The sequence below is a fragment of the Bacillus sp. AFS002410 genome (assembly GCF_002556365.1).
Taxonomy (GTDB): Bacteria; Bacillota; Bacilli; order Bacillales; family Bacillaceae_G; genus Gottfriedia.
Map to the genome: position 1 here is coordinate 50900 of NZ_NUEU01000013.1, position 19568 is coordinate 70467.

Consider the following 19568-nt stretch of genomic DNA (forward strand, 5'->3'; position numbering starts at 1 on the left):
AATCTATTTGTCCATGCTAGTAAAGTTCCTGTTCCGAATACTCATCGCATTCGCAGTAAATATCAACTACATGTTCTTTACTAGCAAATATTGTAATAGCTTCAGCTTAAAGTTTGTTTTGACTATTGTTGCAAAATAATCAATAATCTTGTCAGCTCCATGCTATAAACAAAGTATAATTAAGTAAACGCTATTAGTGATACAAAAGCAAAGCGAAATATTAAAAGTGAAACGACGTCAAACGGAACATCCTCGTATCTGTACGATGAGAATAATCAGTTAACTAATGAGACCTTGCCAGATGGTACTACCAATAGTTACAGCTATGACGCTGTTGGAAATCGCACGTCTGAGACTCGCAATGGGGTAACCGACAACTTTACCTATAATGCCGCAAACCAAATCTCAACTAAAAACGGAACGGCGTATAGCTATGACAAAGACGGAAACCTAACGCAAGATGAAAATTACAAATACGAATACAACGTTCTTGGGCAACAAACTCGCATTACGACACTCCAAGGTGTAGAAGTCGCTCGTTATGAATATGACGAGAACAACTTACGTACGAAGAAAATCATTGGAAATGAAACACATGAATATTTCTATGAATCTAATAATCTTTCATTAGAAATTATTCGTGATGAGAATGGTATTAAGCAGTACAGATACTACCAATGGGATTCTGCAGGAACACCGCTTGGCATGGTTATACGTGATAAAGATGGAAGTGGAAATTGGCAAGAAAAAGTCTATCATTTTTTGACAAACCATAAAGGCGACGTAGTATCTATATTAGATAACAATGGGAATAAAATAGGTTCATATACCTATGATGCATATGGAAATGTATTAAGTGAGACAGGAGTTATTGCACAAGAAAACTCGATTCGATATGCAGTATATTATTATGATACTGAATCTAACCATTATTACTTACAAGCACGATACTATAATCCAGAAAACGGAAATTTCCAAGCGCTAGATCTGCATCCAGGCAATGCAATTGAACCACTTAGTCAAAACGATATACATATGCTAATAACAACCCAGTAATGAATATTGATACATATGGGATGTTTAGTTTTAAGATATTAGGTAAAAGTTTGAAAAATCTATATTATCGTTATTCTATTGCAAGTAAAGCTATGATAGGTTCGGGGATTACATTGGGCGTTATTACTAAAATGATTGCTGGCTCCTCTATGTATTATATATTTACGCCTTTAGCCATTGCCATGGGAGAAATCACGGCAGCAGTTTGGTATGCTGGTTTTATTCTCGGTACATCTGCCGTTGCAGGCATTATATTTATGGGAACTTGGGTATGTTTTAAGTAAGGTAGCAATGATAGTTTTAGAGAATTTGTAACAGGTTTGAGTATTTCCAAATAATTTTAATCAGCTTCTTAGCGGAGTAATGGTCCTTACATGGAACTTTAGAAGGAATAATGGAATAATTTCATGAGGGAGTGACAAAATTCATTTATTATCCTACGCTTATAACCATCTTTTTAGATTCAAATTACAATTACCTTTGCAACCACAAATTCATTTCCCTTTTCATACATTATTCTATATACAGGTCTGTAGATGTGTTTGCTCATGATGATGTATATATTGTTGTATATGTTTAGGTGTACCTTTATGTAATTGTTTATGTATTTATTTGCAAAATAGATAGTGCATTTTTTTCTATATATGTTCGTTTACTCCGACCTAAGGAACAAGAACTTCATACAAGGCTAGGTAAAATTGGATAAGTTCGCCTCTCAAAAAAAGTCCTTGCTGCCAAAGGTGTTACCGAGTAAATGAAGTAGGTAAAAGCACCAATATCAATGGATAGCGGGTTAAATAAAGTTGAAAAAATTAAAAAAATTTAATATTTCTGTTTTCATTACCGGTTATATGTATCTCACCTAGTAGTTTAACTCTAGTCTACTAATTGTCTAACAAAGTGTAGCCGATTCAAAGCTGATGATTTCTTCAATATGTAATTATATTGAAAATAAGCCTATTTTGAACTTTCAGTTGATATGCAAAACTAGTTTACATAAAAACAATTATCGGCAATGAAAAAACATCCTCATTAAAGGGGCTTTTTTCATTACCGATAATTGTTAAATTTCTTTTTTATTATTTAGTTAAAACACTTAACTCCCAAAAATATTACTAAAAGAATCGTATAAAGAAGAGCAAATAGAATAGGTATCCAATTTTCTACATGAGTTAAAGGCTGATAAAGTTTAGGGTTTGAACCCTCTCCTAATGCCTTCCATTCAGCAGCATATGGTTTTAAAGGTAGATAGTTTTCTATCTCACCAATTATTTTATATTTTCCTGAATTAAGTTGACGGTATGACTTCACTATACGCCACCATACAAAGCAAAAAAGTAATACTGCAATAAAAGGGGGCGTAATCCAAATTGCTGCCATTTTAAATTTAGGAGCAAGCGTTGTGAGTACTGTAATTAGAGTAGTATTTACTCCTAGAAAGCTAATTCTATCGGCCATTTCAACGTAAAGCTTATATTGTTCAAAAAAGTGATTGTCATAGCTGTTTCCGTAATTATCACGATTAGCAGCTAATAAATTAAATTGATTTTCCTCATTAGATTGTTGTGTCATAATAATTTTTCCTTCGTGTAACAGCTATCACAATGAATGTTTTCTTATCGCTTCAACAATAGAACTCGTTTGCCATCCAACCATTTCTTTTGCAATATTTTGAACCTCTTGCGGAATCCTTTCCTGTCCCCATGGGACAATTCCAATTATCGGTTTGTTATAACTTTGAGCAATTTTAATTTCTTCTTGAATCCATCTACGGTGATTTACATACATACCAGACACAACCAGTACACAGTTCACAGATTTAATTTGTCTATTTAATGCTTCGAGGAGTTCTTTATTCGTTTTGGTTCCTAAAGGATCGTGCTCTGGTACGGAATAATTACGCATCTTTAGATTGTTAGTACTTTGAAGAAGGTTAACAAGACGATAGTATTCGGAATTTTCTTCCTTTCTCCATACGTGACTGATAAATAAATCATAGGTTTTTAAGGTTGGCATATTAATATTCCTCCTGAGTGCTATTTTCGTATTTCTTCAATTGTTTATTCTTAGCTGAAAAATATACTGTTTATTCTAATCTAATAATCATAGAATAAAAAGTGCTAATATATATTTGATATGTTAAGGAGTAATAATTTTGAAGATATCATTTTTTTAAGTTACCCTAAACCACACCTCAAACAGGGGTACAGCCACATAGCCATCAAGCTAAGAAAAAATGTCACCCAAAACAATAAAATGCTTGTTTGTTAAAGAAATCCTCAAATTCGATTCCTTATAGAACTAATAGCACTATTCAAAATCCTTAAATTCTATATAGTAAAAATAAAACAATTTAATGGGTGGGAAAATGAATTCTTCATTGTTTTACATGATTGTCGTTGTAATTGCAGCGTTGGTTTTATGGCGTAGGACCAGAGCTATGTATCGCCCAATCAAAGGAAAAGGAGTTCGTTTACTCCTGCCAATACTATACTTGTTAATCATTAGTCTCCCTGTGATCATGAACCCAAAGGTCAATGCTGTTAGTTGGGAATGGTTCTGCGCATTTACATTCGGATTTTTGTTATCCGTCCCACTTATTAGGACGACAAACTACGAACTACGATCAGATAAGCATATTTAAGCCGTAAAAAAACAAAGGCTTTGTTATTTCTTTTCTTGTGGTATTTATCATTCGATTCTTACTTCGTGATTATTTAAAATGGCTTGGCCCAGAAACAGAAGGAGCATTATTTGTTACCGTAGTAATTGGGTATGTTTTACCTTGGAGAATTGTATCTTTTCTAAAATTCCGTAAACTGCTAAGAAGTGAAATAAAAGATCATCTGAACGCGTAAAAAACTAAATTTCTTATTTAGGGGATCTGCTGAGTGCCCTTCAATCTAGGGCAAATCATTACCTCCAAAAAGACATAGTGACAGGGTTACTGTCATAGACCGCAAAGTAGTTTGTTACAGGAATTAGGATTATCACTTATTTTCAATTTTGGTCCAATTATTAGAATGAAAAACAAGCACGTATTGAAGTGGCTGCTGCTGAAAAGCTAAAGTTATCTTTCTGGGCACGACTGTTTAAAAGACAATAATTTATTAAGGAATAGCCTGTACTAGCTACCCTTTTTGTAGACTACAAGCTATAGGGGAAGTAAATAACTTCTCTACGGTAATGACTGACATTGGAATATTCCCTTTTCTTTAAGGCGTAGCTTTTAAAAGCTGCGTCTCTTTTATTTACCGTTAACTTCATAAATTATGAACTTTAATAAAGTGGTGGAACAAATGATAGGGGTAGATGTGACTAGCCTACCGTACCAACAGAAAATTACTTACAAAGCGATTAGATACATTCGATTGTGTAGGAACTTAACTCAGACTCAATTTCGGGCTATATGCAAGATAGACCAAGGGGTATTGGCTAAGCTAGAAAGAAATGAGCTACCACTGACACTTCATTATGAAATTAGGATTTTAGATGGCTGCAGTGCCTTAAATTTAACTGATTTTGAAATGTTATCAGTAAAGAGACTAGTAGATTTACAACAACAAAGAGGGCTGTAATGTTGAGGTCATTATCTAAAGAACAAAACGAACTAGATAAACTAGATATTGAGTTTATGGTGTTATCAAACCAACATTACGAACTTACAAAAGAATTAAACATTGTTACCGACAAATTAACTGAAATTTATTAATAAGGGTTTCTATATTATAAAAAAATCAGATTCAACTAGATAGAATCCGACTTTTTTAAGTTAACTATGCTTTTTTCACATTAGTCGCTTATTCGTTGTATTTATTATGGCTGGTGATAAAGAGTTATTTATATTTTTGCTACTAATCTTTTGTTTGTACCTTTGTGAGAACAGTTTGCAAAACAGATTATGCATAACTCGTAAAAATATCTTCCATTATTTCTCATTAAATAATAAATAATTACACTACAACTAGTGGCAAAATAAAACTTGCAATTATTGCGGACTTAATTAGTTGTATTCGTATTAATTTGATTTATCGGAAAATAATAAATAAAAATAATATAATTAAAATTAACAAAATTTACAATTGTAATATTTTTATAACGAAACTATAATATAAAAGTCTTTAAAAGTAATGAAATTTTAATGGAGGTGTAATAAAAAATAATGACCGGTAACTTTTAAAGAATAACTAAATACTTAGGGGTCGACTATATCATGAGCAAGCATATTTTAAGAAGCTTTTTAATAAGGATACTTGTCCTTTTTCTTATTTTCAGTTTAGTTCCTTCGAAAATTTTAGCAAGTGAAATTATTCCCGCAGAAGATGCAAATGCAGATTTGATTCCTGTAAAAAAGAAAACAACAAATAGACAAGTATTGTCTACTATGGAATCTGAGCCGGAAACGGGAGAACTGATTGATAAACGAACAGAAAATACGAAAACGTTTTATAACGGTAATGGACAATATACGGAAAAAATTTATTCTGAACCTGTCCATATAAAAGAAGAAGGAGAGGAACAATATGTAGAAATCTCTCCCGAGTTAACAGAAGTACAATCTCAATCAAACATTGTAAAAACCGAAAATACTGCTATTGATACAGAATTCCTCAAAAAAATGTCAAATGGTAAATATGCTGATTTTACATATGAAGGACATTCGATGTCATTATCAATATTGCAAGCAGCAGGAGAAAATAGAACAACAGTAGAAGCAAATGATGTTGATGCCGAGTTTGTTGAAAATACAAATAAAATTGTCCATAAAGACATTTTTCCTCACATCGATCTTCAAAACCACACTTTTAATGAAAATATTAAAGAAGATATCGTTATAAGCCAATATGATGGTTATCATATTTTTATATTTAAACTCTTAACAGATTTAACTGCTTCAATTGATGAAAATGGTAATATCCAAATGAAAGACGAACAAGGGAAAAAGGTATTTGAATTACCAAAGCCTTATATGTCAGATTCTAAGATTGATGAGCAGACTGGTGATACAGTCACCTCTGATAAAGTTAAGTTTGAAATCGAAAAGATTGAAAATGGTTATAAACTAACAGTTAATGCGGATAAAGATTGGTTAGAAAGTACAGATCGAGTATTTCCTATTTATATCGATCCAACAACATCTGTTACTAATTCATCTGACGCATTTGTTTCAAGTGCTAATCCAACTGTAAATTATTCTACTGCTACTTCTAAGTGGGATTCTTCATTAGAAGATTATGTACTGAAAGCAGGTCAATTTGATTCAGCGACAGGAACAGCATTCGCTTTTCTAACACAACCCTCACCTACAGGGTTAAGCAATGTCACAATCAATGGTTGTTTTTTGCAAGCAGTAAATACAGAGAATTGCAGCGAAAAATGCAGAGACCTGCAAGCTCTCTTTTAATCTAATTTTCGTTGTGTAACTTTACAGAAGAAAGGGCATTTTTCAGCCTATAGCTTTCCCCAGTAAATGCTATTACGTGAGCGTGGTGAACAAGTCTGTCCACCAACGCAGATGTTAGACGATTATCCCCAAATATACGATTCCACTGACCAAATTCAAGATTTGAAGTGACAATTACGCTTTTTCGTTCATAACAGTCTGCTATAATGTGAAAAAGTAGTTCTGAGCCTTCCTTTTGAAATGGAACATACCCTAATTCATCTAAAATAAGTAAGTCACATTTTTCGATTTGCCTTTTTAACCTCTGTTTCAAAGCTTCTTCTAAATCTCCAACTAGATCTGCTACCCGGTAAAAACGCACATCCAATCCTTGCTCACAGGCCTTCAGGCCTAATGCTGTTGCTAGATGAGTTTTTCCGGTACCAGGCGCGCCAAGAAGCATTAAATTGTGCTTCTCTTTAATAAAGTTTAACTCACAGATTTCTTTCTTTGTTGTCGTAGAGGGTAAGTGAATTTGATCAGACCATTCATATGTCTTTAACCACTTTAACTCTCTAAACTTTCCTTTTTTTATTAATCTAGATATTTTGGTTGTCAGTCTCGTCTTAACTTCATGTTCCAGCACATCAAATAAAAACTGTTGTTTATTTTCAAAAGGAATATCTTCATAATGGTCCGCAATATAAGCAAGATGGAGTGTTTTACATACGTCTTTTATGTCATTTGTATTCATGTAATAGAAACTCTCCTTTCAGCTTGAGGAAATAGTTTCTGATCATATAAATGCAAATCAGTCTCATAGTTCAATAACACCTGCGGTGTGTAGGTTTCTGGCATTTTCACTGGGTAAGCTGTCTTTTCTGACAGTATGCCCCCAAGCTCATGTGGCTTCAAGCCCAAGCGATTATCAAAGGATAATACTTCTCCAATGGCTATCATTGTGTGAGTTGCTAAAAGTTTTTTAAGGCCAATAACTCGTTCTTTCAATGTCTCTTTTTGCCTTGCCAGATAAATTTGAACGTTCTTTGGTAAATACTTAAAATATCGTGAATAGGTAACAGAGCGAGGTTTTCTAATCCAATCCTCTAGAATATCTTCCCATGGAATAGATCTGCTTTTGTTCATATACGGGCGAGACTCTTGATATAGCATTTCTCCATCATTCGTGTAACAAGTGAATTTATCCCATTCTTTCTTGATAATGAGACTTTGTTTCATCCTAGCTTTATGCACGACATACGCTTCTTCATCTACTGTAATTTCACCATATTTATTCACTTTATAGGTGCTTACTGAGAATATAGGTAAGTCTTGCGTAGGGAGTGATTTTAAACTCTTATTATCTTCTTTCCAAAGCTCTTCTATTAAAACTTCCTTATCATAATGCAGACGTTTTTGATCCTTCTGCATCTGCTTAGATAACCATTCGGCTAATTGATCAAAGTCCTCCATAAGTGGGGCAGTCACAAAGAAGTTATTCCTTATATAACCGACTTTCTTTTCTACATTTCCTTTTTCGTGTCCACTGGCTGGATTACACGCCTGTACTTCAAAACGATAGTGGGATTGGAACCCTAAAAACGCGTCTGTATATACTCTTTTGTCTCCTTTACCAATGGACACAACGGCTGCAGTTAAGTTATCGATTCTAAGATGTGTCGGTACACCGCCAGCTTGGTGAAACAATTTTGTTAGACCTTCAAGAAAACACTCAGAATTTTCTGCTGGTAACGGGTATGCGAATGCTGCATTACTATATGGAAAACTTAAGATAAGAGCCTTAATATCTTTGTATGCTCCATTTTGTACTATTGTCATGTTCCCAAAATCTACTTGCGCTTCACCCGGAGGGTGTTCTAATCTCTCATAACGCTTTTCTTTTAATTCTTTGATATGAGGTCTTTGATGTTGAATATACTCACATACTGTTCGATAAGATCCTGGAAACTCATGTTCCTTCTGAAGCTGTTCAAATATTACTTTGTTCGTTCTTCTTTCTTTTTTCTTTAACTTGAAATCTTCCTCTAACCAATCATCCACTAACTCACCATAACCGTCTTCTACCATCATCCCACTTTTTCGAATTCCGATCTTACCTGTGGGAACATCCCCATCGGCATACTTCTTTACTGTTCTCCAATCTTTACCTGTCTTTCTTGCAATCTCGGAGAGAGATAAGTCTTCGTTCTCCCTTAAATGTTTGATATAATTTATTTCAGGCATTGCTAGCATCCTTTCATTTCCCCCAAGCTGTTAAGATCTCGTCAATCAAAACAGTAGAGGTTAGTGAGAGAGCTTGCAAGCCTTTTTTTGTTCCCTAGACTTCTACATTAATCTCCTGCAGAACTCTGTACTTTTATTTTGCATTAAACAAATGGTGCAGAGTTCCATGCTTACGTGGCAGATGCGTCTTCTACAGATAATCTCTATCTAGATCGACTAACAACATCATGGTCTAGTTCGACGGTAACATGGAATAATAAGCCTAACTCAACAAAGATTGCGAATCTATCAGTTGGGAAAGGGAAATGGGTAAACTTTGATGTCACTGATGTAGTGAAAAGCTGGCAAGCAGGTACCTTTTCAAATAACGGCTTTAAGTTACATATGAATGGACAAGCTGCTTGGAAGAAGATTATTTCAACACATAGTTCATCTAAAAAGGCCTATATCTCAGTTGACTATACTATTCCAGTAAATTCTTCCGTACCTTCACCTGAATTACTGTCTGCGAAAGCTTATAGCTACGGTACAGGTGATGGAACTGGTTATGTTGATATCAATTGGAAATCGGTAACTGGTGCAGATAGTTACATTGTATGGATATACAATGGTACAGCATATGAAGGTTTCCCTGTCGAAAAGGGAACTACTTCCTTTAGTACAAAAGGTAAAAAAATCTGGCCAAAACAAGGTGCAATCGATAAAGGCCGAAGACTACTTTATCATACGGATTTTGACCAAGATATAGATGATCGCCAAGAGTTACCTATTAATCCATCATATTTATATAAAGCATCTGGGGGATCTTATCCAACAGTAAATTATTTTTGGTTTAGAGTATCGGCGGTCAAAGATGGAGTTGGTACAAGCCCAACAAACGGTCAATTAAACCCTACAATTCCGAATTTGAAAAATCCTGATAATTTTGTTATTAGATCATATACAAATATGATTGGAACACAAACTGGATATGTGAACTTAGATTGGGACAAAGTTCCTGGAGCAAAAGGATATAAAATTTGGATTTTTAATGGAAAACATTATGAGTCATATGATGTCGGTGATGTTGATCATTGGACGACGCAGAATAAGGGGATTTGGCCGAAAGATTCTGAAATAAATGGCAGTATGATCTACTTACATCATCCTGCGGATGAATCAAGTACAAATTATGGTGGGGCAGAGTTACCAGTTGACCCAACTAAATTATATGGAAATAACGGCACAACGCATAGTAAAAATCCAAACTATTTCTTTAAAATTAGTGCGTATGATACCGATGGTCAAGAAACAGTTTACACACCTTATTTAAAAACACCAATTGGTGAAAATGTTCCGTTCTTAGGTACAGAAGACTATTGGTCATTTGTAGATGTACCAGGTGGTAATATTAATACAGCTACCGGTAATTTTATTACAACTGAAAATGATTTTTTATTAGGTGGAAAAGGACCTGGCATAACAATTGATCGAACATATAACAGTCAATCATCAATAAAGGGGTTATTTGGATATAATTGGCATAGTAACTTAGATTCTTCTATTAATCTAGTTGGCAATGAAGCTAACTATATTGATGAAGATGGATCATTATTAACTTTTGTAAAAGATACAAATGGTGTTTATCGTCCTCCAACTGGAACTGGAATCTATTTAGAGTTAACTGAAAATGGTGATAAATTAAATTTAAAGGATACAGATCAATCAATAAAAACATTTGATAAAACTACAGGTAAACTGTTAAGTATTGAAGATGGATACCATGTTAAAACAACATTTAATTATACGAATAATCAATTGACATCAATAACTGATTCTTCTTCTCCAAATCGTAAGGTTGATATTGCATATAACGAAGATGGATATATTAGTCAATTAACACTATTAACGGATGATCGTTTAATCAAGTTTGCGTATACTAATGATTTACTGACAAAGGTAACTGATGCTAACGGGGAAGAAACAGAATATAAGTATGATGAAAATCATCAAATGACACAATTGAATACACCTCCTGTATCAACTGAATCACCGACAACTATCATTTCATATAATAATGATGATAAAGTTGAAAACGTAAAAGATCCGATGGGTCACATATATCAATTAGATTATGACACGACATCAGCTGTTAAGAATGTAACGGTTACATTTCCTAATCAAAAGAAAAATCAATACTGGTATAATGATGCGGCAAATCCGGTCAAGATTACTGAAGATATGGATGGTAAAAATATCACAACAACATATAAATATGAAGGAAACGAATTAGTTGAATCAACCGATCCAAATGATTTCGGTGACGGTTCACCAACAGAAACCTATGATTATGATGAGGATGGTAATCTTGATTCCTCCACCTCTCAATATGGGTCAGAAGATTATGTTTATGATAGTAACAATAACCTTACTTATTATGAAGATACAGAATCAAACCAAACAATTACTACTTATGATGGTTTAAACGCTGTCTCAGATTATGATGTACAGAATGCAATTGCCTCCTATACAAAATATAATGATTATGGAAGTGCAGTTGAAAATAGTAGTAGTCTAAGTGCAGCTACGAACTTATTAACTAACGGAAGTTTTCAAAATGGAATGAATGGATGGGCAAAAGTAAGTACACCACTTAATGATTCAGGTACGACTTCAATTGATTCGATAGGAAAAAATGGGTTAAGTGGTAATAGTTCACTAAAAATTTCATCGCAATCAACGGCTAGTTCGTCTGGATACCTATATGCTTATCAAATGGTACAAAATATAGAAGAAAATACAACTTATACAATTAGTTCAGATATTAAATCTGATTTAACTGATGCGACGGCTGTATTTAAAATATTTTACTATAATGTTAGTGGGACAAACATTGGCAATTCTAACAGTAAAATTAATATAGCTGGAAAACAAGATTGGATTAATAAACAATTTACCTTTAAATCTCCTGCAGGTACAACGAAGTTTCAAGTGAAATTAGAAGTCGATCACTCATCAACTAGTGGAAAAGGTGATGTTTGGTTTGATTCGGTTCAATTAGAAAAATCAGAATTTCAATCAAGTTATAACCCAGTCGAAAACGGAGGATTTGAAAATGGATTAACCCCATGGATAGGTACTGGAGGAACTGTTGACACAACAGAACATTTTGATTCATCAAATTCATTAAAAATTGTTCGTTCAAGTTCGACAGCTCCTACAAATGAGTATAAACAAACGGTTTTAATAGGACAAAAATCGGATGATAAACCAATTGATCTATCCTTAACAGGAATGTCTAAAGCAACAAATGTTGTTGTTCCAATTGGTGGCACGAAAGATTCAACTAACTATGCATTAAAAGCAGTCATTAATTATGTAGATGGAACAAACTCAACTATTACTGCGAACTTTTTAGATGGAACAAAAGATTGGAATCGAGCATATACAGATATCTCAGCATCAGCATCAAAACCTATCAATACAATTGATGTGTCAGTTGTTTTTGGAGGGAACTTTACAGGTACAGCTTGGTTTGATGGTATTCGCATTATAAAAGGAAAAAATAAAACAATATCAATCTATGATACAGATAGTAATTACTTAATTCAAACGACCGACCAAGCAAATAATTCAACTAAATTTGAATATGATTCATTTGGAAATCAAACAAAGGTAACAGATGCGAGTCAAAATGTGAAACAATTCCATTATGATAATGCAGATCAACTAGATAATGTAACACTTGCGAATCACACAACTATCGAATACAAATATAAAGCAGGTTTACAAACAAGTAAAACAATTAATAGTTCAATAGATAACCTTAGTCAAACCTATCAATTTGACTATGATGACAATGGTAATTTAGTAAAAATAACTGGACCATTAAATGATGCTACATCAAATAAGTATGATGAAAACGGACGATTAGTTGAAACTACTTTACCAAGTGGAATAATCGTGTCATATACTTATGATGGATCAGATCATATCAATTCTACTTCATTCAATCATGTAAAATACTATGATTTTACATATGATGGAAATGGAAATCAAACAAATGTCATAGATACTCAACTAAATCGTAGCATTGTAAGAGCACCAGATGAAAATAACCGAATTAAAACAATAACTCAAACACAGCAAGGAATGCCTGATGCAGTCCAAACGTGGGATTTTCCAACCGATTCTGATAAATTAAAAAGCACAACTTTTAAACAAGGATCAACAACTTCAGATACAACAAGCTTTACGTATAATAACGCAAACGAAAATTCAATTGTTTCAAATAGTGGCAAGAACTTTTTATTTAGTTATGATGAACTTGGAATCTTGCGTTCCTATACTGCAGGTAATAATTCGAGTACATCCTATCAATATAATAATAGGAATTTAATTGATACAGAGCGAATTCAATTAGATAATGGTTCAATCCTATTAGATGAATCATATGAGTACGATGCAAATGGTAATCGTACAAAAGTAAATTTACCAAACAATCAAGCAGTTGTTTACACATATGATTCTTTAAATCAATTAATATCGGAAGAACTTCCAGATGGAACAAAAAAGGTTTATAGCTATGACGGCTTTGGTAACCGTACAACTGTGAAAGTAACTAAAGACAGTGTAACAACTGAAACAAACTCCCAATTTAATAAGGAAAATCAGTTAAGTGAATATGGTAATGACCCGATTCATTATGATGCTGATGGTAATCGTACAGATGATAGTGATTATCGTTACGGATGGAATCCATTAGGTCAACTAATTTCAGTCACAAAAAACGGAGAAAGTAATCCATTTGCGACATATAAATATGACGAGCAGGGTCGTCGTATTGAGAAGACGGTTGATGGTGTAACAACAAAGTATTTTTATGATGGAAATAGTATCAACGTATTATATGAAACTGACAATATAGGTGTAGTTTTACGATCTTATGTTTATTCATCTAATGGCCAACGACTTGCGATGAAAAAACAGGGACAACTATTTTATTATCATTACAACGCACACGGAGACGTTATTTCATTAACTGATCAGATGGGCCAAATTGTTGCATCATATGATTATGATACTTGGGGAAATGTGATTAAATCGGATGCGCAAGGATTAGCTAATGATAATCCATTTGGTTATGCAGGTTATATGTATGATAAAGAAACAAAATTATATTACCTGATAGCAAGATATTATCAGCCTGAAACTGGCGTATTCTTATCTCTTGATCCGGAACCTGGAGATCAAGATGATGCTCTTACTCAAAATGGATACACATATGCTAATAATAACCCGGTAATGTTTTATGATTATGGTGGAAACTCGGCTCAGTATGATGGATATATTAGTCAAGGCGGTGCTGGCGTTCGTGGTGGCAGTGAAGAAAGTTTTGGAGGTACAGGGAAATCTGGTAAAGGGTCTGGTAAAGGATCCAGTAAAGGTAATGGAAATGCTAAAAGTACACATGAAGGCACAAGTACAAAAATCAAAACAGGAGATAAGACCCCAGATGGACATTCTTTTAGTGAGCATGGAGCAGAAAGAGCAAATGAGAGAGGTTTTTCGAAAAAAGCATGTGATGATATCATTAGAAACAACAGGAAAACTAGAAAATCAAAAATAGATGGGAAAGGTCAAAAAACATGGGAATATACAGATTCACGAGGTAATAAGGTTGTTACAAATGAAAGAGGTGGAATTGTTTCTGTACATTCAAAACTAAAGGGTGGACATTATATTCCCAAGAAGTAATAAATAAGGAGATAAACATGTTTATGAATAAAGAGCAAGTTTTTACTATGGCAAGAGATACAAATTGTCAATATGATATTGGAATTTGGTCAGATATTAACGCTTTCCTTGAAAATAACGAAGATCGAATTCTTAACTGGGATTTAAAATTTAATGAAGTATCACTTTCTTTTTATTTAAGTATTAAACTCGAAAATCCCGATAAACAAAACGTTAGATCATTGTTTCAGGAGTTAGTTTATTCAACCGAGTATACCAATACTATTTATGTAAGGGAAATCAGTGCAAAGAGTATTAACTATTACATGTTCTCTTCTACTGAAGACAAAAAAGGATTTATTATGGAAATCCAATTTTTAAAAGCTTAGATGGAAATTTGAAATTAAAGTTAATTAAAAAGAAAAGAGCAAGACTTAGTTCTTGCTCCTTTCTTTCATCTAATGATGAGTCGAATTTCTTCCTATTTTATATGTCATATACGAGACGTTTCTTCATATTCTTTTACAAGCTTGTAAAATGTCGTTTTCTTCATTCTTAATTCCTTCATTGCAGCAACCCCTGTAATTTCCTTCGACTTCCATCTTTGATATACATTTTCAAATTCATTACTAAGTTGAATAGTTGGTCTTCCGAATTTAACCCCATTTCGTAGAGCAGCATCAATTCCTTCTCGTTGCCGTTTTCGTATTCTTTCCCGTTCTTCTTCAGCCATCCAAGAGAGAATCTGTAAAACAAGATCTGCGATAAATGTACCTAAACTATCTTTATATTGAGTTGTATCTAATAATGGCATATCCAAAACAACAATGTCAGCATGAATATTTTTTGTTATGTCGTTCCATTCCTCCAAAATGCCTTCTTTATTTCTTCCGAATCGATCGAGGGAATGAATATAAAGGATGTCTCCTTTTCTTAAGATACGTTTCAACAATTGATATTGTTCTCGATTAAAATTTTTACCACTTTGTTGATCAATGAAAAGATCACGCTCATCTATACCATGTTGTTTCATGGAATCCAATTGTCTTTGTTCATTTTGATCCTTACTACTTATTCGAATGTATCCAAATTTTCGACTATCCATTATTTTCATTCCTTTTTCCAATTTGATACCTAAATTATACCAAATTACGTTCGTAAATCTATAAAATTTCATTGAACGTTCGTAAATCACTTTTCATATAATAATGAACTTATATTGTAATAAATTACATGTATTTTAGAAGCGTTCGTTTAAGTGTACTTTTACGGACGGCTGACTAAACGAAACACAAATCCAATTAAATTAAGTTTATAAAGTTGGTCTGTTTTATTTAAAACGTTTTATTCTTCGATGACCTTTTACATATATAAATTAATAATTTAATTATCTGTTTTCCGTTCAGGTTTTTTACCAATAATTTACTTGAATTGGAAATAGCCTAAAATCGTTATAAAAAAATTTATCATGTACCGGGACGTCAATATTACAACAGTACAAAAGTAGAAGTAATGTTTTGTACTGAGGAAGACACTGAAAAAGAGGTTTTCGTAGAAGTATGAGATAACTATAAGAATATTAAATAAATTGAATGGAGCAAATTTATAACAAGAAAGATAAGCGGGAAGGGAGTACAAAGGGATAATGGCACCCTGTCATTAGATAGATCGGCTTTATACCTGTATTTTTTATTGCTTATACAATTGTTTGGATAATCCAAGGTTTAAGTCAAAATTATGCGATAGGACCTTATGATGAATCTTCCTTCTTTAACTACATAATTTACCGAATTTATTTTAATGTATTTAGTATTGGAATTTCTTTATTTGCTTCTGCTAGATATGTACCAAAAGGAAAAATAGTAGTAGCATGTATTTTTGGAGCACTTATTTTTCTAATAGAGGGATTTTCTTTAGCTGTAACATTTCTTCATGGAACTTACTTACCTACACGGAAGATTGTTTTTGGTTGTATTACATCAACAATTGGTACTGTTGATGGAGTAGTAGTAACCTTCAAAGACGAAATGAGTAAAAAAAAAAGAGAATCAGAAGAACAGTAGTTTGAATACTGAGAACTCAATCTGGTTGAGGACCTAGAGGAGGTTCAAGTCCTCTTGCCACAACAGCAAATTTTGAGAAATTAACGAATGTTAAAAGCTTTAAATACACTCCTTTTTACTCCATTGATTATTGAAATTCAAGACGTTAAAATGAAATGTAACGTTTTTTTGTATTCTGCGTTTTATAAATGTAAACAGTAATGACTAGATACAAGGAAATTTATTATTTTTAATTACAAATCATGTTTTCAATTTAACTTATATAAAATGAGAAGAATCATTTAGTTCTAGAATCGGTAAATAGATAAAGAGTTATGTTGGATACCATAATAAGGTAATATTAAGAATTTAAATTTAATCAAAAGAACAAATCGATTTAAATTTCACTACAGTAAATAATAATTAGACTCTGTAAATAAAGGAATAATAATATGAGCAAAAAATACTATGAATTTATGAAACAAATTTCCTCAGAAGATTTATATAAAGGACTATTAGGTTTTGGTCTATTTAGTGAAAAGCTACCACCGTTTTTATCATCTGTAAACTTTTTTGAGTATTGTCAAAAAAATGATCCTACTTTTAGTAATACTAAAAAAGAGCAATCATTTATATATTATGAAAATATGAGAAATATTAATATTCCTAGACCATTAGGTATACCTAATCCTATGGCGTATCAAAAACTTTGCATGAATTTAAAAGATAATTGGGATAATATTTTAGAGCCTTTTAAAGTTAAAACTCAAGATGAAGAATATAAAGTAAGTCGAATCCATATCAGAAAGTTAAAAGACAAATCAAAAATATTTGAAATGAATTATGGTGATTTTAAGAATGATGGGAATCCAGAACAAGATTTACTGATAGGTAGTAAATTTTTAGTAAATGCTGATATTTCAACTTGTTTTCCGAGTATTTATTCACATTCAATTTCATGGGCGCTCGTTAGTAAGGGAGTAGCTAAGTTAAATAAAGGTAAATCTAATGAGTGGTATAATGCTTTAGATTTTTATGTTAGGAATACGAAAAATGGAGAAACCAATGGGTTATTGATTGGTCCGCATAGCTCTAATTTAATATCTGAAATTATATTAACCGCAATTGATTATGAAATGGTGAAAAAAGGATGGCAATATCTAAGGAATATTGATGATTATACTTGCTACGTAAAAAGTTTTGAAGACGGACAACAGTTTTTATTAGATCTTATTGAACAATTACGTGGATATAATTTAATACTTAATTTTAAAAAAACAAAAATTACTCCTTTACCTATTGCTTCTGTTGAGCACTGGGTTAGAAAATTAAGTACTCATTCTCAATTTAAGGAAAAAGATGTTCTTAATTTTCAAGATGTTAGAAGTTTTTTAGATTTATCAATTGAATTAATGAATGAGAATGCTAATAATTCAGCCATATTAAATTTTGCAATAAAAGTATTATCCAAGAAACACCTATCTAAAAATGCGATTGATTATTATGTAAAAACAATTAACCATCTAACAATTATATACCCTTACTTAATAGCATTATTAGATGAGAATATTTTTAAAGTGTTTAAAGTGGAAATAGAAAAAATAAAAAGTTATTCAAAGTTATTTTATAAAGAGGGAATATTAAATAATAATTTTGAATTAGTATCATATTCTATTTATTTTGCATTAAAATATGATTTTGTAATTAATAAAATTGACTTTACAAAGTTAAGACAAAATAACCATTGTATTGTCTTATTACTGAGCTATTTATATTGTGATCGTAATAAAATCAATTCAGAAGTTAAAGAATTGCTTGCACGAGAATTGGTTAAAGATGAAGAGGATTTTAATCAGTATTGGCTATTTGTTTTCGAAGTACTTTCTAAATCGCATTTAAAAGGCGATTGGAAAAATCTGAAAGATAATAATGTTACATTTGTTTCAAACTTTATCGGGAAAAATTATTCCGCTTCTTCTTGTATGAGAAGACGTCTTAAAAGGCGCTCAAAAGCTCATATTAGAATTGTTAATGTCAATGGTATATTATTATAAGTATTAGAAACGATAATCTAGCTAAACGGTCCGTTTAATTAATGATACATTGAAAGACTTGCATATTTAAAAAAGAAGATTATTGGACATAATCCTGTCATGTAGACACGTTAAAAAAAGACTAACAATGTAGCCGTTGCTAACTTGTATTTTATATGTGAGAAACGGTTAAGTCGTTTTTGTGTACGTTCATTTTTGTAAAAGTGAATATACTCTTCAAGTGCTTGAATAAGTTCCTGTTCTAAATTAAATATAATTCAAAATAATACAAATGCAGAAACAATATTTTTTTAAAAAAAGAAAGCAAATTACAAATAAAATCGAGTTGGTTAATGATTTAATTGAAATTGAAATTGAAATTGAAAATGAAAAGGGACAAATTGAGGAATTGGATATATAGGACTACTTTTAAAAAAACAATCAGTTTTTACATATGATTAAACAGAATATTCCGAAAATACCGACGTGTCATTTCTTTCGCAAATTGATATCTTAATATAATTGTTAATATGCTGACCAAGAATCATGAAACTTTAAAAGAAGGATTAACGACTCAGCATAGAATTGAAGAAAATAAATTAATAGAATATTTAAAAGCAGCGGAAACAAGATTAATTAAAGATTTAGGGACATTACAAGTAAGTGACAATTAAAAAGATAAAATATTTAATTTCTTAGATCAAGAGTATATATCATTTATGAGAGGATTAAAATACGATACTTCAATTGAAACATTTATTAATAAACAACGCCTATTCTACAAAATGTCGTCTTATCCTCTAAAATTATTAGAGATAATCTGAGTAATGTATATCTGAAAAAGTACTCATTGTAATTTTTTTTAACTGATTAAATAGATTTTAAATGTGAAAATCTAGTACTAAAATATGAAATCAACAACTGTATTCTTTACAGTTGTTTTTTAGTTTAACTTATAACAATTGATAAAAAAAGGATTTTAATTTATTAGTAGAGCTCAACAAATAACTTCACATATAAATCATATCAATGCAAAGTATGTTTAAAATGAAATTTATTATTGTTACTTTGGGTAAAGTATAGTTGTTCACAGTT

General features: G+C 32.1%; 18 protein-coding genes and 1 pseudogene. 13 read left to right on the forward strand and 6 right to left on the reverse strand.

Translation table 11 applies throughout. The features are described from left to right. Positions 1-294 precede the first annotated feature (294 nt). Positions 295-1056 carry an RHS repeat domain-containing protein gene (locus tag CN692_RS26460; protein ID WP_098119166.1) on the forward strand — a complete coding sequence of 254 codons (762 nt, stop codon included), beginning with the start codon at positions 295-297 and terminating at the stop codon, positions 1054-1056. Then, positions 1056-1340, forward strand: a complete 285-nt coding sequence (locus CN692_RS10785) for a hypothetical protein (protein WP_098119167.1) — start codon at positions 1056-1058, stop codon at positions 1338-1340. Before CN692_RS26460 ends, CN692_RS10785 begins: the two co-directional genes overlap by 1 nt. Before the next feature lie 799 nt (positions 1341-2139). On the opposite strand, the gene CN692_RS10790 is transcribed toward CN692_RS10785, so the two are convergent. Both CN692_RS10790 and CN692_RS10795 read right to left on the reverse strand, forming a co-directional pair. After that, entirely contained in the window at positions 2140-2628 is a 489-nt protein-coding gene (locus CN692_RS10790; protein ID WP_098119168.1) for a RipA family octameric membrane protein, read from the reverse strand. 27 nt (positions 2629-2655) lie between these two features. Then, a complete protein-coding gene (locus CN692_RS10795) occupies positions 2656-3072 on the reverse strand; it encodes a TIR domain-containing protein (RefSeq protein ID WP_098119169.1) in 417 nt (138 codons plus the stop codon). Between the two features lie 352 nt (positions 3073-3424). Here CN692_RS10795 and CN692_RS26670 point away from each other — a divergent pair, with 352 nt between their 5' ends. The 5 genes from CN692_RS26670 (at position 3425) to CN692_RS10810 (ending at position 6460) form a co-directional block, all read left to right on the forward strand. Beyond that, the gene (locus CN692_RS26670) at positions 3425-3700 is read left to right on the forward strand and encodes a cytochrome c biogenesis protein CcdC (RefSeq protein ID WP_257144008.1); all 276 of its coding nucleotides are present in this window, start codon (positions 3425-3427) and stop codon (positions 3698-3700) included. 37 nt (positions 3701-3737) lie between these two features. Then, positions 3738-3914 carry a cytochrome c biogenesis protein CcdC gene (locus tag CN692_RS26675; protein ID WP_257144009.1) on the forward strand — a complete coding sequence of 59 codons (177 nt, stop codon included), beginning with the start codon at positions 3738-3740 and terminating at the stop codon, positions 3912-3914. Between the two features lie 441 nt (positions 3915-4355). Then, entirely contained in the window at positions 4356-4634 is a 279-nt protein-coding gene (locus tag CN692_RS10805) for a transcriptional regulator (RefSeq protein ID WP_098119170.1), read from the forward strand. Next, positions 4634-4768 carry a hypothetical protein gene (locus CN692_RS26680; RefSeq protein ID WP_257144010.1) on the forward strand — a complete coding sequence of 45 codons (135 nt, stop codon included), beginning with the start codon at positions 4634-4636 and terminating at the stop codon, positions 4766-4768. Before CN692_RS10805 ends, CN692_RS26680 begins: the two co-directional genes overlap by 1 nt. A gap of 501 nt (positions 4769-5269) precedes the next feature. Next, complete coding sequence (locus CN692_RS10810) at positions 5270-6460, forward strand: hypothetical protein (protein ID WP_098119171.1); 1191 nt, start codon at positions 5270-5272, stop codon at positions 6458-6460. A gap of 1 nt (position 6461) precedes the next feature. Here the strand turns inward: CN692_RS10810 and istB are convergent, their stop codons facing one another. Both istB and istA read right to left on the reverse strand, forming a co-directional pair. Beyond that, entirely contained in the window at positions 6462-7193 is a 732-nt protein-coding gene (gene istB, locus CN692_RS10815) for an IS21-like element helper ATPase IstB (RefSeq protein WP_098119172.1), read from the reverse strand. Then, the gene (istA, locus tag CN692_RS10820; RefSeq protein ID WP_098119173.1) at positions 7190-8692 is read right to left on the reverse strand and encodes an IS21 family transposase; all 1503 of its coding nucleotides are present in this window, start codon (positions 8690-8692) and stop codon (positions 7190-7192) included. The genes istB and istA overlap by 4 nt, the downstream gene beginning before the upstream one ends. Positions 8693-8851: 159 nt before the next feature. Between istA and CN692_RS27165 the strand changes: the two are divergent. From CN692_RS27165 to CN692_RS10830, 3 genes and pseudogenes are all read left to right on the forward strand, one after another. Beyond that, positions 8852-10273, forward strand: a pseudogene (locus CN692_RS27165) (DNRLRE domain-containing protein); the annotation flags it as partial. A gap of 3438 nt (positions 10274-13711) precedes the next feature. After that, a complete protein-coding gene (locus CN692_RS27310) occupies positions 13712-14419 on the forward strand; it encodes an RHS repeat-associated core domain-containing protein (protein WP_441296711.1) in 708 nt (235 codons plus the stop codon). 23 nt (positions 14420-14442) lie between these two features. After that, positions 14443-14787 carry a hypothetical protein gene (locus CN692_RS10830; RefSeq protein WP_142317519.1) on the forward strand — a complete coding sequence of 115 codons (345 nt, stop codon included), beginning with the start codon at positions 14443-14445 and terminating at the stop codon, positions 14785-14787. A gap of 104 nt (positions 14788-14891) precedes the next feature. On the opposite strand, the gene CN692_RS10835 is transcribed toward CN692_RS10830, so the two are convergent. Further along, entirely contained in the window at positions 14892-15503 is a 612-nt protein-coding gene (locus tag CN692_RS10835) for a recombinase family protein (protein ID WP_098119195.1), read from the reverse strand. Between the two features lie 356 nt (positions 15504-15859). On the opposite strand from CN692_RS10835, the gene CN692_RS27315 reads away from it, so the two are divergent. Continuing rightward, the gene (locus tag CN692_RS27315; RefSeq protein ID WP_441296712.1) at positions 15860-15961 is read left to right on the forward strand and encodes a sunset domain-containing protein; all 102 of its coding nucleotides are present in this window, start codon (positions 15860-15862) and stop codon (positions 15959-15961) included. A 931-nt stretch (positions 15962-16892) separates the two neighbouring features. Then, positions 16893-18494, forward strand: a complete 1602-nt coding sequence (locus tag CN692_RS10840) for an RNA-directed DNA polymerase (RefSeq protein WP_098119176.1) — start codon at positions 16893-16895, stop codon at positions 18492-18494. 110 nt (positions 18495-18604) lie between these two features. Here CN692_RS10840 and CN692_RS27175 read toward each other — a convergent pair whose 3' ends face one another. Continuing rightward, a complete protein-coding gene (locus CN692_RS27175; protein ID WP_373605034.1) occupies positions 18605-18751 on the reverse strand; it encodes an IS3 family transposase in 147 nt (48 codons plus the stop codon). A gap of 252 nt (positions 18752-19003) precedes the next feature. Here CN692_RS27175 and CN692_RS26135 point away from each other — a divergent pair, with 252 nt between their 5' ends. Then, the gene (locus tag CN692_RS26135; protein WP_179874415.1) at positions 19004-19147 is read left to right on the forward strand and encodes a hypothetical protein; all 144 of its coding nucleotides are present in this window, start codon (positions 19004-19006) and stop codon (positions 19145-19147) included. Positions 19148-19568: the final 421 nt, after the last annotated feature.